Below are 26,017 nucleotides of genomic sequence, written 5' to 3'. Positions count from 1 at the left end.
ACCTGTCTTTTCATATTAAAACAAAGAAAAAAAATCACCAAAAGCATAAAATAGTAATAAAGCAATAATAAGAAAGTAGCCAACAAAAGCAAGCACTCTCTGATTTTTAGGAAATAATTCACCTTCAACTCTTGTGGTTAAAAAAATAGCAACAATTGAACCTCCTAGAGCACCTCCTAGGTGCCCTACAATACTGATACCTGGCATAAAAAGATTAAATAACAAGTTGATACCAATTAATAATTTATAATTTTGACCTAGTTGCTTGAGATAAGGATTAAAACCAAAATGACCAACCAAAGCCACAGCTGCAAAAAGTCCAAATAATGACGTTGAGGCTCCCGCAACAATAACATTTGGTGTCAAGACCATAGCCAATACATTTCCCATTATTCCAGAGAAAAGATATAAGATTAAAAATTTAATTGAACCAAACAAAGGTTCTGTTATTCTTCCTAAAAAAAATAAGGTAATGCTATTTAAAGCAAAATGTTCCCACCCAATATGCACAAAGATTGGTGTTATGAGACGCCACAATTGATTTGGAAACATCATAACATAATTGCCATACATGCCCCCAAAACTAAAAATGGCTTGAAAACTCTCAGCTTGCTCTATGTAAAGGAGTTGCATTGTCAAAAAAATAATAATTGTCATTACCAGTAAAAAACTAGTAACAGGATAATTTTTAAACATTTCTTTCATCTAATAATACCTTTCTAACAGCAATATCATGGTTTTCTGGGTTAAATTCTTTCAACTGACACTGATAAATCGTAGAAATAGTTGCTTTCTCATAGTCCTTTAGATAGCGATCATAAAAACCGCCACCATAACCAATACGATAACCTTTATGATTGAAAATCAGACCTGGCACATGAATCAAATCAATCTCATTTTTTAAGACACTCTGATAATTATTTGGCTCTCGTACACCAAAAGATGACAAAGAGAGGTCATCTTCATCGTAAGAGACAAAAACCATTTCTCCTTTTGACACAATTTTAGGAACAAGCACTTTTTTACCATCCTCATGTGCTTGATGGATTAATAAAGATGTGTCGTATTCATAATCAAAAGAGAGATAGGTTGCAATTGTTTTTGCTTCTTTATATTCTTTTAGAGCAATCAATTGCTCTAACAACAATTGATCAGATTGTTGTTTTAGCGATGGTTTTTGTTGTTTTAATAGAGTAATCATCTCTTGTCGCCAGAATTTTTTAGTCATGCTACTATCATATCATGAAATTTTAGTTTTTTCTTCAAAAAAATTGGAGAATTTGACACTCAAAAATCACTAGTTAACACTAGTGATTTTTGAGTTGATTTATTTTTTACTTACACTGTTACTTGCTCTGCATCACAGTAGACACAACGATAAACTTTTTGGTCTTTATTAGCCAACTTAAATTGTTGAACAATTTCTTGTTCAATCGATGTGATACAACGAGGATTTTTACACTTAATAACATCTGTCAGAGATTCTGGTAACGAAAGATGTACTTTTTTTTCTAATTTTCCTTCTTTAATACGATTAACAGTAATATTATTATCAATATAACCTAGAACATCAAAATCTAAAGGAATATCTTCATCAATTTTGATAATATCTTTGCGGCCATATTTAGTACTCATCACACGTTGAATAACAGCAACACCGCAAGATAACTTATCTAATTTTAACAAATCATAAATCTCCATACTTTTTCCAGATTTGATATGATCCAATACAATACCTGTTTTAATTCCATCAATATTCATCATCTCTCTCCTTAATATTTATTATCGCTTATGCCTTTTTTTCGATGCCTAATAAGAATAAAATCAATGCCATTCTAATATGTTTACCACAAAGAGCTTGGAAGAAGTATGCTGCTCTTGGATCTTTATCTACTTCAACGGAAATTTCATTAACTCTTGGTAATGGATGGAGAATTGTTAAATCTTCTTTTGCCACTTTTAATTTTTCTAAATCAAGAATATAGCTATCTTTTAATCTGATATAGTCTGCTTCATTGAAGAAACGTTCTTTTTGTACGCGTGTCATGTAAAGAATATCAAGAGATTCCATAGCATCTTCTAATTTTTCAACTTCAGTCCACTGGGCCCCTGCCTGAGTAATCTTTTCTTTCATGTAATCAGGCACTTGTAGTTCTTGTGGAGAGATAAGAACAAATTTAACATTAGGGTAACGAAGCATAGCTTCTATAAGTGAGTGAACGGTACGACCAAATTTCAAATCACCACAAACACCAACAGTCATATCTGAAAGTCTACCTTTTTTACGTTTGATGGTTAAAAGATCGGTAAGTGTTTGAGTTGGATGGAAATGTCCACCATCACCAGCATTTATAATAGGAACCGTTGTTCTTTGAGAAGCAACAATTGGAGCTCCTTCTTTTGGATGACGCATGGCAATAATTTCTGCATAGCATCCAACTGTTTGAATGGTATCACTCACACTTTCTCCCTTAGCTGCTGAACTTGAATCAGCAGATGAAAAACCAAGAATACTACCACCTAGCTCTAACATAGCAGCCTCAAAACTTAATCTTGTTCTTGTGCTTGGCTCAAAAAAAAGAGTAGCTAATTTTTTGTGTGCACAAATATTTTGATAGTCTTTAGGATTAGCAACGATATCATCAGCAGTGGCAATTAGTTGATCAATTTCTGCTACGGTCAAATCAGTAATATTAATAAGGTTTCTAATATCTGTCATTGTTTAATTGTTTCCTTTCATCCATGATTCATCTGTTGGGTTGTTTCTAAAAGCAATGATTTTCTCTTTTTGTTCTATTGTTATGTCTGCTTGATTAACTGCAACATCCAGTAACACATCAAGATTAGAAAGACTATGATTGATGACTTGATTTTCTTTCAAACGCTCATCAGCTTTTGCCATGCCATAAGTAAAAATACTGGCAATTCCTAAAACATCCGCACCAAATTCTCTTAAAACATTAACGGTATCAATAGCTGATCCGGCTGTTGAAATTAAATCTTCAATGACCACTACTTTTTGTCCTGGCATTAACTTCCCTTCAATTTGGTTAGTTCGACCGTGTCCTTTGGCTGATCCTCTTACATAACCCATAGGTAGATTCATAAGATGACCAACAATAGCAGCATGAGCAATACCAGCTGTACTTGTACCCATTAATATTTCACAGCTAGGAAATTGAGATTTAACAATCTTTACCAATCCTTCTTCAATCATTGTCCTAACTTCTGGTGAGGTTAAAGTTAAGCGATTATCACAATAAATAGGACTTTTAATTCCTGAAGCCCAAGTAAAAGGCTCATCAGGTCTTAGAAAAACAGCATTAATTTCTAAGAGACCTTTAGCAATTGTTGTACTCAAATCTTTTATCATCATCTTCCTCCTTTTTATCCTTTTAAAAATTCTTGCTGACATCTCTCATATGCTAAAACTGGATCTTTTGCCATCGTAATCGGTCTACCTACCACAATAAAATCTGATCCTAATAGTTTTGCTTTTTCTGGAGTGGTAATCCTCACTTGGTCGTCTTTTTCGTTATCTAAAAACCTAATCCCAGGTGTTACTGTTAAAAAGTCTTTACCACAATTCTCGTGAATCATCTGTGCTTCATGGGGTGAGCAAACAACGCCATCAAGTCCAGCTGTTTTGGCGTTTTGAGCATAGATTTTAACAGTCTCTTCAAGCGTTGATGAAATTAAGAGATCTTTTTGCATCCTTACTTCATCTGTTGAGGTCAACTGAGTGACAGCTATAATAATTGGACGCTTTTTTGACTGATTAGCAGCTTGACATGTCAAGCCTTTTAGTGCAGCCACCATCATATCAATGGTGCCTGCAGCATGAACATTAACCATGTCTACTTCTAAATTGGCTAAAACACTCATCGCCTTTTCAACGGTATGTGGGATATCATGTAGTTTTAAATCGAGAAAAATGTGATGGCCACGCGATTTAATTTCTTTGATAATAGCTGGACCTTCACTATAAAACAGCTCCATTCCAACCTTCACAAATAACTTCCCTTCAGGAAATTTATCTAAAAAGGCAAGTGTCTCTTGTTTATTTGAAAAATCAAGAGCAACAATGACAGCCTTAGGTGTTTGTTTTAACATCAATGGTTAACCTCCCTTTAATATTTCAATTAATAACAACATATTATAAAGCAACACCAATAATATCTGATAACTTTGTAATGCCTAGTTCCGCCATCTTTTTTGGTAACTCTTCAATAATTTCTTTACAAATATAAGGATTAATCAAATTCGCCGAACCTATTTGAACTGCACTTGCACCAGCCATCATCATTTCAATAACATCATTGGTTGATGAGACACCTCCAATACCAATAATTGGAAGAGACGTCTCTTGAGCCACCTGATAGACCATCCTAAGTGCGACAGGGAAAACTGCTGGACCTGAAAAACCTCCCATTTTATTGGCAATCACACAAGACCTACTTTTAGTATCTATTCGCATTCCCAGTAAAGTATTAATCAAACTTAATCCATCAGCTCCTGCAGCTTCACAAGCCTTAGCAATTTCTATAATGTCAGTAACATTTGGGCTAAGTTTAATGTAGATGGGTTTTTTGGTAACAGCCTTAACAGCTTGTGTGACATCATAAACACTATCAGGAGAAACACCGTAAGCCATCCCGCCATTATGGACATTAGGACAACTAACATTAATTTCAAGAAGACTGACTTGATCTTGTTTATCAAGCCGCTCAGCGCAATAGGTATATTCTTCAATAGAAAAGCCACTAATATTAGCAATGAGCGGTTTATGGTAATATTTAGCAAGTTCCGGTAATTCTTTATTGATAACAGCCTCAACTCCAGGATTTTGGAGACCGACAGAATTAATCAATCCCATTGGACACTCAGCAATACGTGGTAACGGATTCCCAAAGCGTTCTTCTTTTGTTGTTCCCTTAAAAGAGAAGGCTCCTAAGATATTGATATCATATAAATCAGCAAACTCTTTACCGTAACCAAACGTTCCACTAGCTGGAATAATCGGATTACTTAATGTTATCCCGCTTAAGGTAACTTCTGTATTCATCAAGTCATCTCCCATATCAGTTCAGATTTTTCAAAAACAGGGCCCTCTTTACAAATTCTCTTATAACCTGATTTTGTTTTTTTCGAGCAACCCATACAAGCACCAAAACCACAAGCCATACGAGCTTCCAAACTAAATTGACCATCCAAAGCAGTTTGTGTATGTATCGTCTGACTCTTTATTGAAATGTCTTTACTATTACCTTTGGGATTCTCTAATAACAAGTTATGGATGGCTTTTAGCATTCCTTCAGGACCACAACAACAGATATAATCAAATGTTAATTTTTTTAAAACATCAGTGACAAATCCTTTGTTTCCTTGACTACCATCAACCGTCGTAACAAGTGGTTCAATCCCTATCTCTTGAAAAAGATTTAGACCAAAAATATCTTCCTTACTATTAAAACCTAGAAGCACTTGAGGTGTTTTACCTACTGCAATCATTTGTCTAGCTAGACCAACCAATGGAGGAATCCCAACACCGCCACCACACAAAACTGTTTTAGAAGTTGTTTTACTCACATCAAAACCAACTCCAAGTGGCAAGAGTAACTCTAATTCTTCTCCAATAGCTAACTGGGAGAGCTTATTTGTTCCTTCTCCTACCACCTTATAAATCAGCAATAAGCGACTTTCTTTGGCGTTATTATCAATAGTCCAGTCACAGATGGAAATAGGGCGTCGTAAGTAAAAACCTGGTATCTGAAGGTTAACAAATTGACCGGGAGCATTAATTTGACTAACATCACCTGACAGTTCTAATTGAAAGACATCTTTTGCAATCCTATTATGTTTTATAATAGTAAACCGTTCTCTTAGCATGACAATCCTTTCATTTCAGCATGGGATGATAATCACTTTTTGACCATAAAAAAACCAGTAATGACAATGACTAAAGCGCCAAAGCAAAACTGGTAAAAATAATATTATCAAAAGTGAAAATAGAAAAGCAAAAAGCTTTAAATAACTGGTATTGCATTTGTACCAGTAACACGAATGATTTGAAAATAGAAAAGAGACGACCATGACCAAAAGCTGAACTATCAAAGATAATTGTTTGCTTTAAGTGATTAAACATTCGTCTCTCCTTTTCATTTATTCTATTTTTTATCTTTCCTATCTTAGCATACGAACAATAACTTTGTCAATCAATTTTTAAAAAAATTGAAGAAAAAGTGGAAATTATTGGCGATAATAATAGCTATCTGCAGGGTAATTCCCTCCTTGTTGCGTGATTATCAGGCGAGGACGACTAGTATCACTTTGATCCCCATCAGGGTTTTTAAAACCAATTTTATATAACCCAAGTGCTACACCTGTGAAGTTATCACCTATACCTGCATAAGGTACTAAACTAATTTTATCAGAATTTTGAACAGACTTTATTTGTGCACCGCTATTTGTCGAACCATCCTCGTTTATCACAAGAGTATTGCCTTTACCATTTTTCCAAGTTCCCACTAGAGAAGAGAAATCTCCATTATTAATAGCCTCTATATCTAAATCTTTTTCTTGCGATTGATAGGCTTTCCACCAATCTTTTTCAAGATACTCTAACAAATCAAGACTGCCATCAATACCTTCTATAAAGGCTCGTCTTTCTTGACTGACAATCCCATCTGGCCCTTTTATCTTTGGTGGCACAAGTAACAAGGTCATTTCGGCATTGTTTGCTCCTATATTAGTACCATACAAATAAACAACATAATAACCATCTCTTTTGGTAGGTAAGTTGGAGGGGCTAATAGCAAAATTACCATGAGATAAAATCCCATTCCAATACCCATCCTTTTTAATGGTAGGAAATACTGTGGTTCTGTCACTAAAATAATCCTCAGGAGTATAACCACCATAGGTGAAGCCTGAATCTGCTACAATTCTATTAAATGCATCAGTAGAAAAATGTCCCTCAAATGGTGTTAAATCACCTTGTAAGACAACATCATACTTTTCTAACTCACTAGGTTCTTTTTTTGTGAATGTCATTTGGTGGCTTGGGTTGCCATCGGTCATCGTTATTTTGATATCCGTTTTGCTTTTATATTCCACAATAGTGGTAAAACCCAAATAACCATCCGATTTTGTCATTGGTGTTTCTGACTTACTCATGCCATCTGTTTGTTCCCACTTTGTTTCAAAAGTGGCTGTAACATCACCATCTAATGTGGAATAAGCTATCTCCCACTTATTATCATTTAATGATTTAAGAGTTGCAGTCTCTCCTGAATTACTATAAAAAGTACCAGATAAATCAATAGTTCCTATATTTTCTTCTGATATTATCTTTTTTGTTTTAATATCTTTATCCGTAGTCTCTTTATTTTTATGAGTGTTTGAACAGCCTGATATAATCATTAATATAACAACTAAAAAACTAATAAAACGATAGTTCATTTTCTCCCACCTACTTTTTTAAAATGATTTTCTTCTTTGTTTAATATTTTCATCATGTAACGTTGCTTAAAGATTTGTGATGATATGTTAGATTATACCATATTACTATACATCACGTTGTAGCATAAGAATAGTTGATAACTTTTCATAATAAAAACACTCTGGCAGAAAGACTTAAATCTATCTATCAGAGTGTGTTTTTTTAAGATGTTTAGATATTAGTTAAACACTATCATCTACTCAAACTTATTGTTGTTTTCTTCTACGATAAGTAGTTGCCATTCCCATTCCACCAACTATCAATCCTAAGCCAAGTAGAGCTGATGTGCTATCAGTATCACCTGTTTTTGGTAGGATTTTAACATCATTAGTAGTTGTAGAAGATGATGCTTGAGTTGAAGAAGGTACATCTTTTTTAGTATTTACTGCTAGTGGTGTTACTTGCGTTTTTGTTGTTGAACCAGTGGTTTTCTTATACACCAATCCATAATCACTAAAGTGTTTGGCCACAAAGACTACTGCTTGATGTAACTGATCATTCTCATCTCTAAAACTAGTTGATGTAAATTCTAGTGACTCTTCAGTAGAAGTATTTGGTAGATAAACGACACGTTCAACTTCTTTACCAGCATCAACTGGTAAGACGACAAGCGTATCTTTTGTTGGTTGTACACTATTTCCATCTTTGTCCAATAAAACAATGTCAAATAAATCATAATCTTGCGATGCTAAAACACTTGGTGTCTCTGCGTCAGCGGTTTCCTTATGAGTAATTTTCAAACCAACAATTGATGAGCGTTCGCCTTTTTCAAGAATAATACGAACACCATTAGTTGAATCAATAAGGGTTTTCGAAGAAGTCAATACCTCTGTATCAGTTGATATGTCTTTTGATTTTTTATCTGATTGATCAGGTATTGGAACAGTAGTTGATCCTTTATCAATCATTTCACCCTCAAACATTGGTTTATCATCTGCAATAGGCGCAGCTTCTGGTAGCTTAGTTTCTGGTACAAAGTTTGAAACTGGCAACTCATAGCTTGGTGCTTCTTTTGGTACTTTAGTCTCTGGAACAAAGTCTGAAACTGGCAACTCATAGCTTGGTGCTTCTTTTGGTACTTTAGTCTCTGGAACAAAGTCTGAAACTGGTAGCTCATAGCTTGGTGCTTCCTCTGGTACTTTAGTCTCTGGAACAAAGTCTGAAGCTGGTAGATCATAACTCGGTGCCTCATCTGGCACCTTGATTTCTCTTATCTCTTGACCATCCAAACTATCAATAGATTCTTGAAGTTGATTAAAGAGAGCATCTACCTCTTCTTGACTTGCTTTATCATTTGCTAAGAGAGCTTGAGCTTCTTGCAATATCTGGTCATAGGCTTCTTTTTTATCATCGCTAGCATTTTGATATTTAGCTGATGTTTCTTTAAATTCTGGTGCTTTTGAAACTAAATCATTTAAGATTGACTTGTTTGTCTCTTGTCCAGTTAACTGTTCTCTAGCATTGGCTAGATTTTCTAAAGCGGCATCAATTTCAACTTGAGTAACTCTTGTTTTTTGTAGCACTTGTTTTGCACTTGCCAATTGATTGGTATAGTTTTCTTTTTCTAATGTGCTAGCATTGATGAAACGAATACTTTCTTTAACATCTGCTTCTTTTGCTAATTCTTCTGACAATAAAGTTACAACTGTTTCTTGTCCATTTAATGATTGATGTGCTGTTTGTAATTCTAAAACGGCTTTGTCAATCTCAGATTGAAGTCCCTTATTTTTCAACAAGTTTTGAGCTTTTTCAAGACTTACCAAGTAAGCTCTTCTTAATTCTTCACTGGCATTGTAAAAAGTAGCTTCTAGTGGCACATCTGTTTGATTGTTGATTGTTTCAATTAAAGGATTTTTATTGATAAGAGTCAGTTTTGTAGTATTAACCTCATCTTCAACAACAGAAACTATTAAAGTTTCCAAATCTTCTAAAACTTCATAACCTGTTGGTAAAGTTAGAGCTAAATGATAGTCACCTGTTGGTACATATTTACCATAATCAGTGCGTGAATAAGTTGAGTTTGGTAATATAATTTTGGTTTTTTCACCACTTGTTAGCTGAACTTCAGATCCTTTTGGCAATTCTTTGTCAAAATCAATAAGAAGAGAAGCTTTTGCTAAAACTTTTACTTTAAAGATTGCATCTTTAACACTATCTTCTTCTGAAACGGTTACAGTAACACTTCTATCACTAATTAACTGAGCTCGCTCTTCATCATATAAGAATAAATCAATAGTATAAGTACCAAATGGCAATTTAATTAGATTTAAATCCTCACCATGAAATTGTTTTTTAACTTCTTGACCATTAGCATCTTTAACAGAATAAGTGAAATCCAATGGAACGGTTGTATTTAATTCATCACTAAATGTTTTAACTGAAACTAATCCATTTTGATTTCCAATGCTGATTAAATCAGCTAAAGAAGACATCACACTATTTCCAGCATAGTCTTCAACAACATAATAAGCATGAGAGAAGTCTGTCAAGTCTTCAGGTAGTACAAAACTTCCATCTTCTTGTTTTTCAACAAACACTTTATTATCTAAGATAATAAAACCATCTTCACCCTCTTTTCTATAGCTTTCACTATAATAACCTTCCTCATCAGCAAGCAGATAGAAAAGACGTTCTCTAAAGATACCTGATTCTCCATGTTCTATAGCTGGACGGGCTTTGAAAATTCTATTGTCTTGGTCATAGGTAGCAGTTGTTAAGGTTGGTGCTTGTCTATCCAAGATAATATCAAAAGTCATTTCCTGCTTATCGCTACCAGGAACATCAGAATAATATGTTAAAACATATTGATATTTACCATCATCTAAAGGTAAGCCATCTGTAGTTGTGCCTCCCCATTCTGTTTCAAATAATAAAGTAGAAAGAGGATTCCTAGGATTACCACTATAATAATTCTTTTCACCATTTTGTGCTGAACTTACCCAAAGAGGTGTTGTTTTTTCTTTATCATCAAAATGATAAATTTTAGCTCGTAAATTATTAAAATTACGTAAGAAAACGCCTTTAAAAGCAAATGAATCTTGGTTTTGATCATCATTTGGCGAAACTGCTAAATGAGGCTTACCATTATCATCTAATTCAAGAATATAAGAGCCATCTTCTGATTGATAAGTGCCTAATACTTTTAAATCAATTGGCGTTTTTTCACCTGTTGAAACAAGAGTGTCCGATGTCGTTGTTATTAGTGCCGTGTAATGTTCTGAGCTTGGAACCTCTCTAGACTCATTAGGAATGAAATAAAAACCAGATTCTTCTTTAGCGACAATATCATAAATGGGTTTTTCAATAACTTCAAGATTTTGGAATTCACCTTTAAATCCTACATAAGGAATACTAACAACTTCTCCACCGTCAGTAGGATCAGTAAATCTCACAAATCCCTCTAAGAAGTAACCATTTGGCATGACCGTTCGTAATTGTTCATCAAATGATGAGACATCCATATCAATAGTGATGGTTTTTGTTTGACGAGCTTCAATACGAATTTTCTCACCTTGAACACGTTTCAACTCAAGTGGTTCCAATGTTACCAACCCATTTTCTACCTTATCAGTATTAAGATGAGTGATGTAATTTAATTCTTTAGCCTCATCACCAATATTATGGAGAGTGAGGTTAAATTTTATTTTATCTTGAACATTGCCAAGTGCTATACTACCTTCATTTCCTTTAGAACCTGTTAGATAGAGATTTGCCTGAGTAGCTGCTGCAACATCAATAATCCCTGCACCTTGTTGACGAGGTGAAGTATAGGCTTTTGTATCCTTATTGAAGTGAGCTCTTGCGGTACTCATGAGAAGTAATTTGATATTTTTTGCAATTTCTTCTTTAGACATATCTGGAAAAGCCTTAGACAAATGTTGCTTCATTAATGCAACAGCTCCTGCTACATGAGGAGAAGCCATACTTGTTCCACTAAGCATAGCATATTCATTGTCATTGATAGAAGAATAAATTGATCCTCCAGGTGCTGCTAAATCAGGTTTTAATTCACCATCAGCTGATAGTCCCCAACTTGAAAAGTCAGATAATTTCTCTGCTTTTGGGTTAGTTGCTTTAGTTTTTAGATTATTAAAAAGGATTTTATAATTATTTTTAGCTAGCTCATCACCAAATTCTTTTTGAATAAACACCGAAGGAATCGCATAAGCAGGCTCTTCTAGACTCATAACTAAATTAGCTTCACCTAATCGATTATTAAAAACAATGGCACCAGTAGCACCTTTTAAAGCTGCGGTAGCTACTTTTTCAGTAAAAGTAATTTCGCCACGCTCAATTAAAGCTATTTTCCCGTCAAGATTTTTTCCTTCATAATCTTGTTCTCTACCAATACCTACATACACATAATCATATTCTTTACCCGACTCAAAAGTATCATTACTTAAATTTGGATCTTCATAAATGACAAGTCCGTGATTTAGGGAGCTGTCATTTTCTAGTTCTTTTATTTTAAAAACAGGACTAATAATGGTCGAATTATTGTAGGAAGCAACAGAAATGGCATCTTCTGCTGTTGAAGGGCTAGCAACCAAACCATAGTCAGGATAAAGAGCTGAAGGATTTGAGATTCCATTACCAAATGTTCCATCATTTCCAGCTGCTATCACCACTGTAACACCGGCTTTTCTAGCTTCTTCAATGGCTTTAACAAGTCTATCATCAGAGTTTACTAAAGATCCATTAGCACCACCCAAACTGAGATTGATACTATCAGCTCCTAATTTGACCGAGTCTTCAATGGCTTTAACATATAAAGTTGGACCCGTGCCACCTCTCTCATCAGAAAAGACTCGCATAAACATTACTTGGGCTTCTGGAGCAACTCCTACAATCAATTCACCAGCATTTTCTACACTTGGATTTCCTGTAGCAATCCCTGTTACATGCATACCATGAGAGCTTTTATCTGCTTCTTTTAACTCACTATTATTATCAACATAATTATGTCCAAAGATAACTTTATTATTGTACCATTTCCCATAATTAATACCTGCTTTATTTTTTGCAGCTTCAATCTCTGTTTCAGATTTATATTTTGCTTGTTCTATGTCTGTTATACGTAGAACATCATGTTCGACATCAATTCCTGAATCAATGATTGAAACAACTGTACCTTGCCCTTTGTAGCCGTTATTCCATACTTTAGGTACCGAAATAATGGCATTACTGTCATTGTTTTGAGGTTTTACCTCACTGTTTTGAGCTGCTAGAGTCTTTGAGACATCATTTTTATCGTTAACATCTAGATAACTCATTTCAGTTTTTTCTACCAAATTTTTATCTTGTGAATTTTCTGTTGATAGACTATCAGACATCTCAAGAGTAGCTTCGTTAGATAGTTCATCAATATTAAGTTGACTATCTTCAGAAAATACTGTCTCCAAAGATGATTTTTCATCTGTGTCACTATCAGAAAATGAGGGGGTCTCTTGTTGATGTGCAACCTCTTCCAAAGTAGTTACTTGTTCAAAAGAATTTTTTTCTTGTGAGTCAGCAGAAACTGTCCCTGCTCCACTAACAAAAAATATACTTCCCAATAAAATTGAAACAGCTCCAACCTTGTATTTACGTATCGAAAAACGTTGTTTTAAACTCATAAAACTCTCCTTTAATCTCAAAGTATATATAAAGATATTAAACCATAAATTGTCAGAAATTTCTACAATTTTCAGAATTTTATTTTTATTATTAATGCCTAAATTAATTTTTTATATCTATTTTTAAAATAAAAATATCTTTTTCATGAAACTTATGTTGAATTATTGAGTTTTACTAAATTTAAATAGATAAAAAGCTGTTAGAATTTCTAACAGCTCCTATTTATTACATTACTGTAAACGATTATTTAGTGTTTCACCTAATTCTTCAAAACCTGGTTTTCCTAAAAGAGCAAACATGTTTTTCTTATAGGCTTCTACTCCTGGTTGGTCAAATGGATTGACACCATTCAGATACCCTGATAACCCAATCGCTAACTCAAAGAAGTAAATGAGATATCCAAGGGTAAATTCGTCTTGCTGTGGTAGAGTAATATACATGTTTGGCACACCACCATCTGTATGGGCTAAAAGCACACCATCCGTTGCTTTTTTGTTGACAAAATCAACATCTTTTCCTTGCAAGTAACCCAGACCATCTAAATCTTCTGTTAGCTCAGGAATAGTGATATTGCGACGCGGTTTTTCGACACGAATAACAGTCTCAAATAAGTTGCGATAACCTTCTTGAATATACTGACCAAGTGAGTGAAGATCGGCTGAAAAGTTTGCTGAAGAAGGAAAAATTCCCTTATTATCTTTTCCTTCTGATTCACCAGCTAATTGCTTCCACCACTCTGCAAAATATTGAAGAGATGGCTCATAGTTGGCTAAAATTTCTGTGATATAGCCTTTTCTATATAGAACATTTCTAATAGCAGCATATTGATAGGCTTCATTTTCTTCTAATTTATCCGAAGCATAATCAAGACGAGCTTTTGCAGCACCATCCATCAAAGCTTTAATGTCTGCACCGCTTGCAGCAATTGGTAGTAAACCAACAGGTGTTAAAACTGAAAAACGCCCACCAACATTGTCTGGTACCACAAATGTTTCCCAGTGGTTTGCATCTGCTTCAACCTTGACTGCTCCTTTGACACGATCTGTTGTTGCATAAATACGTTTGTTAGCTTCTTCTTTGCCATATTTTTTAACCAATAATTCTTTAAAGACACGAAAAGCAATGGCAGGTTCTGTGGTTGTTCCTGATTTAGAAATAACATTAACTGAAAAATCTTTATTGGCCACATAATCAACTAAATCTGCTAGATAGTTGGCTGAGATAGAGTTCCCCGCATAAAGGATTTGTGGTGCTTTTCTTTCTTCTTTTGATTGGAGATTGACAAATGAGGAACTGAGAAAATCAATCACAGCACGCGCCCCAAGATATGAACCACCAATACCAATAACAACTAAAACATCACTATCTGATTGAATTTTTTTAGCAGCCTTTTGGATACGATCAAATTCTTCTTTGTCATAATTTTCTGGAAGATCAATCCAACCTAGAAAATCTGAACCTGGTCCTTTTCCTTCTCGTAATAATTGGTCTGCAACAGAGACATAGGGTTGCATCCTGTCTATTTCATGTTGCTCAATAAATTGATCTAATGTTTTTGAATAATCAAATCTTATTTGCTTCATTATCTTTTCTACTCCTTCTTTAAGTATTCCTTAACTATACTACCTTTTTATCCCTATTTTTTCAATTGTTTTGAAAAATTTCTTCAGTGTTCTTTGAAATAAGAGATAAACACTTTTCTAAATCAATATCTTTAAAAAGATGATGAGGCCTAAAGGGAATTAAAATATCTGGTTCAATACCTTTATCTGTCATTCCTTGACCAGAATCGATGGCTACACTTCTTGAGGTAGGAAATACTAGTTGATAGTCGGCTAAAACAACACTACAAACATTAGAGTAATCTAAAATACCCATGGTCGGTCGACCTAAAACAGTGACTTTTGGAAAATTTTTCATCACTATTTTGTTCTAAAATATCTAATTGATAGACATAAATTTCTGGTTTTGTCTCTTCAAACACATAAGTATTAAGCCCCTTAATGTCAACAAAACGCCAACCGTTTTGATGTTGTTGTTCTATAAATCTTTCTTCCTCTAAGAAATCAACCATCGAAAAAAAGCGATACATTTTTTTAATTGTCATAGTCATTCTCTCCTTTAATATTATGATACATTCGTTCAATTCGTTTCATCTCTATCTGCAAAATTTCTAGCCCTAAAGGGGTCATTTGATAGAGTTTTCGCTTGCCTTGGGCTCTTGAAAAAGCGATAAGTCCATCACTCTCCATTTTCGATAAGCTACCATACATGGTGCCTGCACTAATAATCACCTCATCATTAGTCATTTTTCTCACCGTCTGTGTAATATTGTAGCCATGATTTTCTTTTTGTAGACAATAAAGGATATAAAAACCCGTTTCTGTCATTGGTAGATAAATTCGCTTCAGACGTTCATCCATCATCCTACCTCCTTAAAAGTATTTAATATCGTACTTCTATCTATATTGTATAGAGGTGCGATGTATTAGTCGAAAATTTAAGAAAGATAGAAAGGTTAATTAATCTTTTTGCATGTTCCTTAGCTTTCTTTTATAATAAGACTAATATGACTACTCACAAAATTAACTAGAAAGAAGGAAAGTCATGATGGATGCAACACAAATGGCACAAAACGTTCGCTCTAAAAAAATTAGCCCTTTAGAATTAGTGAAAGAAGTGATTCAAAAAACTGAGAGCATTAACCCTAAATTAAATGCCATCACTAGTCAACGCTTTGAAAAAGGCTTACATGAAGCTAAAACACGAGATTTTTCTGGTAAATTATTCGCCGGTGTTCCCATTTTTTTAAAAGATTTAGGACAAGAACAAAAGGGAGAACCATCTACAGCTGGTTCTAAACTGTTCAAAGATTACCGTGCAAAAATTTCTGATTATTATGTGCAAAAACTTGAAGAACTCGGTTTTATTATTCTTGGGCGGACTAGTACGCCTGAATTTGGTTTTAAAAATATCTCAGATAGTGCCCTTCATGGTAATGTTAATTTACCTGATGACCTATCAAGAAATGCTGGTGGCTCTTCTGGTGGAGCAGCAGCTTTAGTGGCTACCGATGTTATTCCACTAGCACCTGCCAGTGATGGCGGTGGTTCTATTAGAATTCCAGCATCTTTTAATGGTCTCATTGGCTTAAAACCCTCAAGAGGCCGTGTTCCTGTAGGTCCTAATTCCTATCGTGGTTGGCAAGGAGCTTCTGTTCAATTTGCACTAACTAAAACTGTTAGAGATACTAGAAACTTGCTACAAGGTTTACAAGTTTACCAGATTGAAAGCCCATTTCCTTTAGCGACTTTATCTAAAGCAGATTTCCAAAAAAAACTCAAAAAGCCTTTGAAAATTGCTGTTCAACTTGAATCTCCTATTGGAGGAATAGTCTCAGAGGATGCTAAACAAGCCGTTAAAAAAGCTGTCTCTTTTCTAGAACAAAAAGGCCACCATATTACGCTTATAGACAAATCTATTATTGATGGTATTGAAGCCATGTGGACTTATTATATAATCACTTCAGTTGAAACAGCTGCCATGTTTGATAAAATAGAACATTTTTTAAAACGTCCTGTGACAATAGATGATATGGAAGTCATGTCTTGGGTTCTCTATCAAATGGGTCAAAATATTCCTGCAAAAAACTATACAAAAGCCATTTCTCAGTGGGATCAATACAGTCAACTTATGGCTAAATTCCACCAAGAGTATGATGTGCTATTATCTCCAACAACAGCTGATGTGGCACCTAAACACGAACAATTATTATTAACAAACCAACAACTCGATTGTCTAAAAAATAGTGAACATTTTTCATTAAAGGAACAAAAAGAACTGGTTTGGGACATGTTTTCAAAAAGTTTAGACCTCACTCCCTTCACTCAACAAGCCAACATGACAGGACAACCTAGTATTAGTCTTCCTATCTATCGTAATCAAGGTGGATTAGCCTTAGGAATTCAATTAACAGTTGCTAAAGGAAGAGAAGATTTATTATTTTCTATTGCAGAAATGTTTGAAAAAAATCAACAATTTTTATAATAAAAAATAGCGGTTTGAATAATTGATTATTATACTTATAAAGTGTAGAATATTTAGTAAATGCATTTATGCATAATAAATTTTTAGAAGGATGGTCAAATGGCTAAAAAAATATATTCACTTCTCGTTGTTCTTGTAGCAGCAATTTTGTTGGTAGCATGTGGTTCTAGTAACACTAAAGATTCTAGCTCCCAAGCAGATGCTAAGTGGGAAAAAATTAAAAAAACTGGTACTTTAAAAGTTGCCACATCAGGAACTCTTTTCCCTCAATCTTATCATAATGATGATAATGAATTGACGGGTTATGATGTTGAAATTATTAGAGAAATTGCTAAACGTTTAGACCTTAAAGTTGATTTTGTCGAAATGAACGTTGATGGTATGCTTGCTGCAATTGACAGTGGCCAAATTGATGTCGCTGGTTATTCCATTGAAAAAGATAGTAAAAATGCAGAGAAATTTCTCTACACAACAACTCACAAATATTCTTTCTCATCAATGGTTGTTCGTCAGTCTGACGATTCAGGAATCAAAACTTTAGAAGATTTAAAAGGTAAAAAAGCTGCTGGTGCCTCTACTACTTCTTATATGAAGGTCGCTAAAAAATTTGGAGCTGAATTGGTTATCTACGATAATGTTACAAATGATGTTTACCTCCAAGATGTTGCCAATGGACGTACAGACGTTATTTTAAATGATTTTTATCTACAAACCATGGCTACAAAAGCATTACCTGATATCCCTGTAAAAGTATTAGAAGGTCTTTACTACAATCCTTCTGAAGCTAACTTTGCTTTAAAATTAGATAATACTACTCTTCAAGCTAAAATGAATGAAGCCTTAGAAGACATGCGTCAAGATGGTACACTGACTAAATTATCTGAGCAATTCTTTGCTGGAGAAGACGTTTCAAAAGAAAAAGATTATGATTTTGAAAAAATTGACGTTTCTGATGTTGAATAATCATAACCATCACATCATTTGAAATACAATAAGGAGAAATAGATGTCTTTTATTAATTTTAAATTGATGATTGATAATTTAGGATTTGTTTTAACAGGGCTCCCTTATACTCTTGGAATTGCTGGGCTAAGTTTTGTCACTGGATTAATTCTAGGACTCTTTTTAGCCTTGATGAGACGTTCTAAATTTAAGATATTACAAGCTTTTGTTCAAGTCTATGTCTCAATAATGCGTGGTGTTCCAATGATAGTAGTTTTATTTATGCTCTATTTTGCTCTACCGTATTTTGGCATCCAGCTACCTGCTCTTCTTTGCGCTTATATAGGCTTTAGCACTGTTAGTTCAGCCTATATCTCAGAAATCTTTCGTTCTTCCATTGCAGCCATTGATTTTGGTCAATGGGAAGCAGCTCGTGCTTTAGGGTTGCCTCAACGAATCATTGTTCAAAAAGTGATCTTACCTCAAGCTATTCGAATTGCTATTCCACCCCTAGGCAATGTTGTGGTAGATATGATTAAAAGTTCCTCACTTGCTGCCATGATTACTGTGCCTGATATTTTTCAAAATGCTAGAATTGTTGGTGGTCGTGAATGGGATTATATGAGCATGTATATTCTAGTTGCTCTCATTTATTGGTCACTTTGTGTATTATTTGAACGTTTCCAAAATTACCTAGAAAAACGTTTAGTTTTAAGATAAAGATAATAAAAATATTAGCTTAAATCACTCTCCTTAAACTAGATGGTAAGGAGAGTTTTTATATGCTATAAAAGAGTATAGATAATGATCAAATCAAAGCGTAACAACTTTAATATAATAAATCTTTTATTTATTGTAGCTAGATAAAAAATTATATTTTTAAAATAATACTGAAATTACCTAAAAATCTTTAATAGTCATCATCTATGACAAAATAAATCCAAAAAAGTGTGCCTTATAAATTTAAGGCACACTTTTTACTTAAAATCACATTTAGAATTTATATAATGATCCTAATGTTCATTCTTAAATATTATAAAGATAATTCTTCGGCTGTAAATAAGTTAACGGTAACGGTTGTTCCATCATCTTTTAATACTGTAACAAAACCTGTTGAATGGAATGATACCTTATCATAAGCGACTTTATATTTAGCAGCAACAACTGATAGTTTATCAAGGTATTCATCCCCTGAAATACCATGACGTTCTCCCTCAGTTCTCATTTGAACATCAAACTCATCTTCCTCTTCAATTTCCTCTTCTTCATCTTCCTCTTCTTCATCATCTGTTCCCCAAATAGGTTCTCTTCCAAAACCATAATTATTATGAGTTGGATCTGTTGACTTCTCTTTTTCCTGAGCGTCTGTTCCCCATCCTTCTTGTACAGGAGCCTCTTCAGGATGTTCCATATAATATTTTACAGTGGCAAATAATTGTGCAAGAGTATAGCCAGTTGGAGGATACCAATTCTTATCATACCAACTTAATGGAACGTTATGATAATGATCTAAGTGTGGAATAATAAGGTAACCATTACTGTAACGAACAGTATGAACCATATTGGCTTTAATATTTTCAACCGGAACAATTTTTTCAGCTTTTACACGTTCAAAAATAGCTTGTGCTTTTAATTTTTCTTCGATCGCTACATTATTTAAATCATCTGCATTTAACAAGACATCTTTTTCTTGAGAAGACTGTGGTTTTTCTTTAGATGCATTTGTTTCATTAGATTCTTGAATTTTGTTGCGATTTTTCCAAAATTCTTCTGCTGATTTTAGTTCTTCTTTTGATAATTCATTTTTAGGAATCCAATGCTCATGCCCCATATGTGGAGTAATATAAGCTTCACCTTCATCTTTTATAATATCTTTAGCATCAAAGATATAACCATCAGAAGTAGCATATTTGCCAGCTTTTTTTGCATCGGCAACTTCTTTAGCAGAATAAACAATTTGTGAATTTGGTTTTCCTTCACGTTCAGAGAGCGGTGTTACTGGATGATTTTCTTCATCATCATGATGATCATGATGATCTGATTTGTCATGGTCATGATCTGTTTTTTTGTCAGTATTCTTTTTATGAATGTCAGCGTCTTCACCCCAACCATCTTTTTTAGGACGTTTATCTGGGTTTTCCATATAGTATTTTGCTGTTGCTAAAAATTGATTTAGATTATATGTTTTATCGCTTGCAATAAAGATTTCAGGGTCCTTATCTAACCACTTTAATTGAATATAATGATAATGATCAGTATGAGGAATAATAAATACACCATCCTTATACTCTGTTGCTAGAGTTAAACCATAAAGCATGTCTTCTGGAGTAATGATAGCTTTACCCTGTATAGCTTCATAAATTTCCTGAGCTGTCCAACCTCTATAATCATAATTTTCATCTAAAACAGCATCTTCTGGTACCAAATGACGACCTACTTCTCTCATAGCTTTGTCATTATGGTCACTATCAACTACTTCATTATCTGTTGTCTTATCATCATTGTTATCAATTGTTTCATCAGATGTATCATCTTCTACAGTATCATCTTCTGTTGAATCTTCTTCTGAAAAAATAGGAAATTTCCCTAAGAGTTTATCAAAAATTTCTTTACTGCTTAGTTCTCCCTTATTGACATCTTTTTCAGAATTATCATGATCAATTTCATCATGTTGGTGATTATCAATCGATTGGTTATCATCTTTTGATTGATTATTATCTTTTGATTGGTTATCATCTCTTAGTTGTTTAGAAATTTTTTCTTCTAAAGTACTCATTTGAGTATAAGGAATATAATGATAATGATCACCATGTGGTACAACAACTCCATTTTCTTGCCATTTATAAATGGTTTTTGGATCAAACACTAAACCATCTGATTCAACATGGCGCTGATTTTTAGGCAAAGCATAAAGTTGCTTAAGAAGATTGTCAATGCTTTCTTCTTGATTTTGTGATTGTTGTGATTGTTGTGATGAGTTTTGTGTTGACTGATGTGGTGTTTGCGAATGATTAGTGTGTTGCTTTGTTTTTTGGTTTCCAGTCCCTTGACTTATTCCTTGATTTGTCTTATGAGAGGATTGTGTTGAAGCTGTTGAATGGCTAGCAGAGTTTTGTTGTGCACTCCCCTTTTGGGTAATTTGCGATACTTTTCCTGTTTTTCTATCCCAATAAGCTTGAGCTTGCGCTAATTCACTAGAAGATAAATCATTCTTTGGAATGTAATGGAAATGATCACCATGAGGAACAATAAAACCATCGCCTGTATCTTCAATCACATCAGTTGGACTAAACACATAACCATCATCAGTTCTGTAGCGTCCATCATTTTTATGAATAGTTTGTGATTGTTTTTTACTTGATTTAGATGATTTATGAGCTTTTTGAGAAGCTTCTAAAGTTCCTTTTTCTTTTTGTTCTTCAATTTGTTCTTTAGTACGTACATTTTTACGCTTACTGCCGTCTTTAATATAAAGGTAGTAATTACCGTTAACCTTAATGATATAGCCATCTGCTACTTCATTAACAACGTCTGCTTGATTAAAAGTATAGTTTGGATCATTCATAATAAGATCCTCACTAATAAGTGAATCAAAAGGTACCTTACCATTGTAGTAATGGTAGTGATCACCATGAGAGGTCACATAACCATCATCAGTGATTTTAACAACGATTTGTTCCGCTGAAATACCCTCTTCTTCATTAATTTGTTCTTGTGTTTTATTTTCTGATTTCATTGACGTTTTAGATTGTTTTTTCCCACCGTCAACGTATGCAACTGTGTTATCATTTTTTGTAGCTTCTTGCATCTGATTAGACTGATAAACACCTACACCTACAGCTAATAAAACAGCTGCTGCTGCTGAACTGATAATATATTTCTTTTTCATTTTGCCTCCTATTTATTTAACTCTTGATAGAGTATCTCTAAATTTTCTTTTATATTTTCTAAATAAGTTTTGTTGTTTTCAGGATCTGCTTCAAGCGGACTGAGAGTTTTTAGTTTTGCTCCTGTTGATTTAGCAACTGTTTTAGCAATTTTTTGAGAAACATTTGCCTCAACAAAAATAGTTTTTACATCATGCTCTTTGATAAAATCCCTAATTTCAACCAATTGGCGTGGTTGTGGCTCTTGATCAGGTGAAATACCTGCTATTCCTAATTGTGTTAATCCAAAGCGTTTAGCAAGATAAGAAAAGGCTGTATGTTGTGTAACAAAGGTTTTATTTTTTACTGATTCAAATTTTTTCTGATATTCCTTTGTTATCTCTTGTGCTTGTTTTTTAAAGGCTTCAGCATTTTTTTCATAAATTTCTTTATTATCTGGATCAGCAGAAATGAGCATTTCTTTAATGTGTTCCACTTCTTCTATAGCTAATTCTGGATCTGTCCAAGTATGAGGATCATATAAGGTTGCTGGATCAATGCCATCACCAGCTTCCATATCTTCAAGACCTTTCACCTTGTCTAGAGACATTTTTTCAGATGCTTCAAGTACTTTTTCAGGAGAATCCTTTAGATTTTCTTTGATATCACCTGCCCAAGCCTCTAGCGTGTGAGAATGAAAAATAAAGATATCAGCATCATATATAGCTGCAACATCATTTGGTGACGGTTCAAAGGAATGAATGCCATTTCCTGATTGAATCATTCTAACATTATTTAAATCACCAGACACTTCTTTTGTCATGGCATAAATAGGATAAAAACTGGTAACAATATTTAACCCATCTTGATTATCAGTAGTTTTTTCTGATTGTTGTTGACAAGCAGTCAAAACAATAGTAGAAACAAAGGTAATAATAATCAGAGAAAAATATGAAAAGATTTTTTTCATTATTTTATCAAACTCCCTCATAATATACTTATCCAGTTAAATAACCGGTTAAGTAATATAATAGCACTATGATTTTTTCCTGTCAACAATTTATTGAAAACTATAAAAAATAATTTAAAAAGCCAACGTCTGATGACGCTGGCCTTCTTTTATTTCAAAAATCTAAATTCTCCAAAAGAAGAATTAACATGAAAATCTGGATTTTGTGTTTTAGGATCTACCCAGGAAATCCATTCCATAATAGGATCATCACCATCATTTTCAGGAGTTGAAAATTCTGCACGATAAACGCCAACTTTCATGACATTATTGTTCAATAAATTTAACTCTTCAAATATCTTGATTGGAACTTTTCCTTCAACACTATAACCATTATCAGTTTTTTTTGCTGCTGTTTCTAATCCTTCCAAATCCCAATCACTGTTAAAATCTCTATAATATTCAATAGAATAATCGTGAACACGACCATCTGCATCGACTTCGATAGCATAATAAAGTGGCATCCCATCTGAAGTTGGTTTATCGATACTACCTCCAGCAAAGAATAATTCAACACGATCCTCATTATCAACTGTACTTTCATCATCTTTCCAATCACTATCAAGTAATACATCTCTATCTAAAACATTAAAATGAAAATAAAAGTCCGTACCGTCACTAAAAGCTTTAAATTCTGTTAGTGGTGCTTCTTTAGGGTCCCATGGAAAATGAAAACCTCCTGATAAGATTGGAACAGTCTTCCAAACATCCTCTGACATCCCATCTAGTTGTGGTTTTTCATTACGCATCACAACATCATAGTGAGGTGTCGTTGCTTCATTATAAGCAATAACACCTTGATTTTTCATCTCATCATTTGCTGGTGTTGTGGTGTTGCAACCAACAAGAACTAATAATAACAATAAATTGAACACTAAATAAAAGCAATGTTGTGATAGTCTCTTCATACTATACCTCCAAACTATTAAACATAATACCTATCTGCTCTACAAAATAGAAAATCCTAGGCTCTTACTATCAGACAAAAACATTTGAACTGTTTCTAACGAGTATTGTTCTAAATTTTTATTCTTCAAACTGAGTTTTTTGATGATACTTGGTGTACAAGTAATAATATCCACTCCTAATTCATCAGCCTGGTAGATATTGAACACTTCTCTGGGGCTTGCCCATAACAATTCAACTAAGGCTTTTTGTTGACAAACTGTTTTTGCACAAGCCATTAATGGTATTGGATCAACACCCGTATCAGCTACTCGTCCAGCAAAAACTGAAATAATGGAAGGAGTCTTATCACTAAGAGCTTCAACAGCTTTTTCAACTTGACTAATAGTGAACACTGCCGTAACATTCACTTTAATCCCTTCAGCTGACAAATCTTTAATAATAGAAATGGTACTTATACCTTTTGAGTTGCTAATTGGAATTTTGACATACACATTATCTCCAAGACTAGATAAAATTCTGGCTTCACGTTTCATTGTGTCTAAATCATCTGAAAAAACCTCAAAAGAAACTGGGTATTTCGTAATAACTTCTAAAACATTTTTAGCAAACGTCAGATAATCTGTGATTCCTGCTTTTTTCATTAAACTGGGATTCGTTGTAAAACCAGAGACCAATCCAGAATTTAAATCAGCAATCATATCTTCTAAAACAGCACCATCTGAATAAATTTTAATGGAAAAATCAGTTTTCATTTTTCACCTCACTCATGATTATTAATTGCTTCTTGAGATTTACTTATTAAAGATGGAATAATTAATATAGCTAGTAAGGCACCTACTATTATATAAACACCAATAGATTGTGCAAATTCCCCCAAGCGACCAAGTAAAATACCAAGAACAGCAAAATCAAAATCACCAAAAGTAGTATTACTAAACCCTAAATTACCTAAAACTGGTAACAACATAGCTGGTAAAAATGCTAAAAAGAGGCCATTGACAAATGAACCTAAAATAGCACCTTTGCGACCTCCAGTAGCATTACCAAAAATACCTGCTGTGGCACCACAAAAGAAATGAGGAACCATCCCTGGAATAATTAAAACACCTCCTATCGCTCCTAAAATGAACATTCCAATTAATCCACCTAAAAAACTAAAAGCAAATCCGATAATAACAGCTGTTGGAGCATATGGGAAAAAGACTGCACAATCAACTGCAGGAACAGCATTTGGAATAAGTTTAGTACTAACACCTTCAAAAGCTGGAATTAAATCAGCTAAAATCATACGAACACCAGCATAAACAATAGCTACACCAACTGCAAACTGTAAACCAGATAAGATGGCAAAAATGAAAGGATTTTTACCCCCTGAAATGCTTGAAACAAATTCACTTCCAGCAGCTATGGCTGAAATAAGATAGAAAACAATCATAATAAGGGCTGTGGAAATTGTTGTATTTCTTAGAAAATTCCATTTTTCAGAAACTTGAATATCCTCTGTGCTTTGACTACCTTTTCCAACAATATCACCTATCCATGCTGCTAAATAATAACCCAAACTGCCAAAGTGACCCATAGCAATTTCATCACCATCTGTTACCTTTAAAGTATAACGCTGACCAATTGCTGGAGAAATAGCTGACCAAGCTCCTAAAATAAATCCACCTATAAGGATTAATAAAATTCCTTCAAAATCCAAAGCACCTAAAACAGCTGATAATAGACAAGCCATGAAAAAGCTATGATGCCCTGTTAGGAAAATGTATTTAAATCGTGTTAAACGAGCAATAATCAGATTAAAGAGTAAGCCTACTACTAAAATAGACATCGTTTCAATACCCAATATTTGTTGGGCAACTGATGTCACAGCTTCATTATTTGGAACAACTCCAGTAATATGAAAACCTTTTTCAATCATTTGTGCTAAAGGATCTAGATTTGCAACAATCACTCCAGCTCCAACAGACAACATGAGATATCCTAAAATTGGGCCAAGTGTCCCGGTCATTACCTTATGAGCTGGAGATTTTAAAGCCAGGAGTCCTGCACAAGCAATCAATCCCATCAAAAAAGCTGGCTCGCTTAAAATATCTTTTAAAAAATCTAGTATTATCATTTCTTATC

General features: G+C 34.0%; 21 protein-coding genes and 3 pseudogenes. 3 read left to right on the top strand and 21 right to left on the bottom strand.

What is annotated here, in order from left to right; translation table 11 throughout:
* Window positions 1-15: 15 nt before the first annotated feature.
* The 15 genes and pseudogenes from A3I1_RS0105100 to A3I1_RS0105030 form a co-directional block, all read right to left on the bottom strand.
* Complete coding sequence (locus A3I1_RS0105100) at window positions 16-705, bottom strand: rhomboid family intramembrane serine protease (protein WP_018370207.1); 690 nt, start codon at window positions 703-705, stop codon at window positions 16-18.
* Complete coding sequence (locus tag A3I1_RS0105095) at window positions 689-1,228, bottom strand: 5-formyltetrahydrofolate cyclo-ligase (protein WP_018370206.1); 540 nt, start codon at window positions 1,226-1,228, stop codon at window positions 689-691. The genes A3I1_RS0105100 and A3I1_RS0105095 overlap by 17 nt, the downstream gene beginning before the upstream one ends.
* A 110-nt stretch (window positions 1,229-1,338) precedes the next feature.
* Window positions 1,339-1,761, bottom strand: coding sequence for an aspartate carbamoyltransferase regulatory subunit (locus tag A3I1_RS0105090; protein WP_018370205.1), 423 nt, complete (start codon window positions 1,759-1,761; stop codon window positions 1,339-1,341).
* 28 nt (window positions 1,762-1,789) lie between these two features.
* On the bottom strand, window positions 1,790-2,719 hold the full coding sequence (gene pyrB, locus A3I1_RS0105085) for an aspartate carbamoyltransferase (RefSeq protein WP_018370204.1): 930 nt from the start codon (window positions 2,717-2,719) through the stop codon (window positions 1,790-1,792).
* Window positions 2,720-2,722: 3 nt separating this feature from the next.
* The gene (gene pyrE, locus A3I1_RS0105080) at window positions 2,723-3,373 is read right to left on the bottom strand and encodes an orotate phosphoribosyltransferase (RefSeq protein ID WP_018370203.1); all 651 of its coding nucleotides are present in this window, start codon (window positions 3,371-3,373) and stop codon (window positions 2,723-2,725) included.
* A gap of 14 nt (window positions 3,374-3,387) precedes the next feature.
* Window positions 3,388-4,113 (bottom strand): orotidine-5'-phosphate decarboxylase, encoded by a 726-nt coding sequence (gene pyrF / locus A3I1_RS0105075; RefSeq protein ID WP_018370202.1) that lies wholly within the window; start codon window positions 4,111-4,113, stop codon window positions 3,388-3,390.
* 43 nt (window positions 4,114-4,156) lie between these two features.
* Complete coding sequence (locus A3I1_RS0105070; protein WP_018370201.1) at window positions 4,157-5,065, bottom strand: dihydroorotate dehydrogenase; 909 nt, start codon at window positions 5,063-5,065, stop codon at window positions 4,157-4,159.
* Window positions 5,065-5,889, bottom strand: coding sequence for a dihydroorotate dehydrogenase electron transfer subunit (locus A3I1_RS0105065; RefSeq protein ID WP_018370200.1), 825 nt, complete (start codon window positions 5,887-5,889; stop codon window positions 5,065-5,067). The genes A3I1_RS0105070 and A3I1_RS0105065 overlap by 1 nt, the downstream gene beginning before the upstream one ends.
* A gap of 70 nt (window positions 5,890-5,959) precedes the next feature.
* Window positions 5,960-6,145 (bottom strand): hypothetical protein, encoded by a 186-nt coding sequence (locus A3I1_RS0105060; protein ID WP_018370199.1) that lies wholly within the window; start codon window positions 6,143-6,145, stop codon window positions 5,960-5,962.
* Window positions 6,146-6,249: 104 nt separating this feature from the next.
* Window positions 6,250-7,461 carry a DUF6287 domain-containing protein gene (locus A3I1_RS0105055; protein ID WP_018370198.1) on the bottom strand — a complete coding sequence of 404 codons (1,212 nt, stop codon included), beginning with the start codon at window positions 7,459-7,461 and terminating at the stop codon, window positions 6,250-6,252.
* A 246-nt stretch (window positions 7,462-7,707) separates the two neighbouring features.
* Window positions 7,708-13,116, bottom strand: coding sequence for a S8 family serine peptidase (locus A3I1_RS07950; protein ID WP_018370197.1), 5,409 nt, complete (start codon window positions 13,114-13,116; stop codon window positions 7,708-7,710).
* Window positions 13,117-13,347: 231 nt separating this feature from the next.
* Window positions 13,348-14,700, bottom strand: a complete 1,353-nt coding sequence (locus A3I1_RS0105045; RefSeq protein WP_018370196.1) for a glucose-6-phosphate isomerase — start codon at window positions 14,698-14,700, stop codon at window positions 13,348-13,350.
* 61 nt (window positions 14,701-14,761) lie between these two features.
* A pseudogene (locus A3I1_RS0105040) lies at window positions 14,762-15,037 on the bottom strand (S41 family peptidase); the annotation flags it as partial.
* Window positions 14,973-15,191 carry a DUF2812 domain-containing protein gene (locus tag A3I1_RS0105035; protein ID WP_233275097.1) on the bottom strand — a complete coding sequence of 73 codons (219 nt, stop codon included), beginning with the start codon at window positions 15,189-15,191 and terminating at the stop codon, window positions 14,973-14,975. The pseudogene A3I1_RS0105040 and the gene A3I1_RS0105035, both read right to left, overlap by 65 nt.
* Before the next feature lie 22 nt (window positions 15,192-15,213).
* Entirely contained in the window at window positions 15,214-15,543 is a 330-nt protein-coding gene (locus tag A3I1_RS0105030; protein WP_018370193.1) for a PadR family transcriptional regulator, read from the bottom strand.
* Window positions 15,544-15,727: 184 nt separating this feature from the next.
* On the opposite strand from A3I1_RS0105030, the gene A3I1_RS0105025 reads away from it, so the two are divergent.
* From A3I1_RS0105025 to A3I1_RS0105015, 3 genes are all read left to right on the top strand, one after another.
* Window positions 15,728-17,164: an amidase gene (locus A3I1_RS0105025; protein ID WP_018370192.1), complete on the top strand. Its 1,437-nt coding sequence runs from the start codon at window positions 15,728-15,730 to the stop codon at window positions 17,162-17,164.
* A gap of 99 nt (window positions 17,165-17,263) precedes the next feature.
* Window positions 17,264-18,127, top strand: coding sequence for a transporter substrate-binding domain-containing protein (locus A3I1_RS0105020; RefSeq protein ID WP_018370191.1), 864 nt, complete (start codon window positions 17,264-17,266; stop codon window positions 18,125-18,127).
* Window positions 18,128-18,169: 42 nt separating this feature from the next.
* Window positions 18,170-18,826 (top strand): amino acid ABC transporter permease, encoded by a 657-nt coding sequence (locus tag A3I1_RS0105015; RefSeq protein ID WP_018370190.1) that lies wholly within the window; start codon window positions 18,170-18,172, stop codon window positions 18,824-18,826.
* Window positions 18,827-19,139: 313 nt separating this feature from the next.
* Here the strand turns inward: A3I1_RS0105015 and A3I1_RS08715 are convergent.
* From A3I1_RS08715 to A3I1_RS0104990, 6 genes and pseudogenes are all read right to left on the bottom strand, one after another.
* Window positions 19,140-20,387, bottom strand: a pseudogene (locus A3I1_RS08715) (pneumococcal-type histidine triad protein); the annotation flags it as partial.
* Between the two features lie 470 nt (window positions 20,388-20,857).
* Window positions 20,858-21,995, bottom strand: a pseudogene (locus A3I1_RS08710) (pneumococcal-type histidine triad protein); the annotation flags it as partial.
* 8 nt (window positions 21,996-22,003) lie between these two features.
* On the bottom strand, window positions 22,004-22,942 hold the full coding sequence (locus tag A3I1_RS0105005; RefSeq protein ID WP_018370188.1) for a metal ABC transporter solute-binding protein, Zn/Mn family: 939 nt from the start codon (window positions 22,940-22,942) through the stop codon (window positions 22,004-22,006).
* A gap of 149 nt (window positions 22,943-23,091) precedes the next feature.
* Window positions 23,092-23,889: a sugar-binding protein gene (locus A3I1_RS0105000; RefSeq protein WP_018370187.1), complete on the bottom strand. Its 798-nt coding sequence runs from the start codon at window positions 23,887-23,889 to the stop codon at window positions 23,092-23,094.
* Between the two features lie 39 nt (window positions 23,890-23,928).
* A complete protein-coding gene (locus A3I1_RS0104995; protein WP_018370186.1) occupies window positions 23,929-24,642 on the bottom strand; it encodes a transaldolase in 714 nt (237 codons plus the stop codon).
* A gap of 8 nt (window positions 24,643-24,650) precedes the next feature.
* Window positions 24,651-26,009, bottom strand: a complete 1,359-nt coding sequence (locus A3I1_RS0104990) for a PTS ascorbate transporter subunit IIC (protein WP_018370185.1) — start codon at window positions 26,007-26,009, stop codon at window positions 24,651-24,653.
* Between the last annotated feature and the right edge of the window lie 8 nt (window positions 26,010-26,017).

This window comes from Streptococcus marimammalium DSM 18627, assembly GCF_000380045.1.
GTDB classification, from domain to species: Bacteria; Bacillota; Bacilli; order Lactobacillales; family Streptococcaceae; genus Streptococcus; species Streptococcus marimammalium.
Note: the sequence above shows the minus strand (reverse complement) of the source record. Positions and strands in the feature narration are given on the sequence as shown.

Excerpts from the sequence above, each read along its gene's own strand:
- A3I1_RS0105100 (WP_018370207.1), bottom strand. The coding sequence starts at position 705 with ATGAAAGAAATGTTTAAAAATTATCCTGTTACTAGTTTTTTACTGGTA.
- A3I1_RS0105095 (WP_018370206.1), bottom strand. The coding sequence starts at position 1,228 with ATGACTAAAAAATTCTGGCGACAAGAGATGATTACTCTATTAAAACAA.
- A3I1_RS0105090 (WP_018370205.1), bottom strand. The coding sequence starts at position 1,761 with ATGAATATTGATGGAATTAAAACAGGTATTGTATTGGATCATATCAAA.
- pyrB (WP_018370204.1), bottom strand. The coding sequence starts at position 2,719 with ATGACAGATATTAGAAACCTTATTAATATTACTGATTTGACCGTAGCA.
- pyrE (WP_018370203.1), bottom strand. The coding sequence starts at position 3,373 with ATGATAAAAGATTTGAGTACAACAATTGCTAAAGGTCTCTTAGAAATT.
- pyrF (WP_018370202.1), bottom strand. The coding sequence starts at position 4,113 with ATGTTAAAACAAACACCTAAGGCTGTCATTGTTGCTCTTGATTTTTCA.
- A3I1_RS0105070 (WP_018370201.1), bottom strand. The coding sequence starts at position 5,065 with ATGAATACAGAAGTTACCTTAAGCGGGATAACATTAAGTAATCCGATT.
- A3I1_RS0105065 (WP_018370200.1), bottom strand. The coding sequence starts at position 5,889 with ATGCTAAGAGAACGGTTTACTATTATAAAACATAATAGGATTGCAAAA.
- A3I1_RS0105060 (WP_018370199.1), bottom strand. The coding sequence starts at position 6,145 with ATGTTTAATCACTTAAAGCAAACAATTATCTTTGATAGTTCAGCTTTT.
- A3I1_RS0105055 (WP_018370198.1), bottom strand. The coding sequence starts at position 7,461 with ATGAACTATCGTTTTATTAGTTTTTTAGTTGTTATATTAATGATTATA.
- A3I1_RS07950 (WP_018370197.1), bottom strand. The coding sequence starts at position 13,116 with ATGAGTTTAAAACAACGTTTTTCGATACGTAAATACAAGGTTGGAGCT.
- A3I1_RS0105045 (WP_018370196.1), bottom strand. The coding sequence starts at position 14,700 with ATGAAGCAAATAAGATTTGATTATTCAAAAACATTAGATCAATTTATT.
- A3I1_RS0105035 (WP_233275097.1), bottom strand. The coding sequence starts at position 15,191 with ATGGTTGATTTCTTAGAGGAAGAAAGATTTATAGAACAACAACATCAA.
- A3I1_RS0105030 (WP_018370193.1), bottom strand. The coding sequence starts at position 15,543 with ATGATGGATGAACGTCTGAAGCGAATTTATCTACCAATGACAGAAACG.
- A3I1_RS0105025 (WP_018370192.1), top strand. The coding sequence starts at position 15,728 with ATGGATGCAACACAAATGGCACAAAACGTTCGCTCTAAAAAAATTAGC.
- A3I1_RS0105020 (WP_018370191.1), top strand. The coding sequence starts at position 17,264 with ATGGCTAAAAAAATATATTCACTTCTCGTTGTTCTTGTAGCAGCAATT.
- A3I1_RS0105015 (WP_018370190.1), top strand. The coding sequence starts at position 18,170 with ATGTCTTTTATTAATTTTAAATTGATGATTGATAATTTAGGATTTGTT.
- A3I1_RS0105005 (WP_018370188.1), bottom strand. The coding sequence starts at position 22,942 with ATGAAAAAAATCTTTTCATATTTTTCTCTGATTATTATTACCTTTGTT.
- A3I1_RS0105000 (WP_018370187.1), bottom strand. The coding sequence starts at position 23,889 with ATGAAGAGACTATCACAACATTGCTTTTATTTAGTGTTCAATTTATTG.
- A3I1_RS0104995 (WP_018370186.1), bottom strand. The coding sequence starts at position 24,642 with ATGAAAACTGATTTTTCCATTAAAATTTATTCAGATGGTGCTGTTTTA.
- A3I1_RS0104990 (WP_018370185.1), bottom strand. The coding sequence starts at position 26,009 with ATGATAATACTAGATTTTTTAAAAGATATTTTAAGCGAGCCAGCTTTT.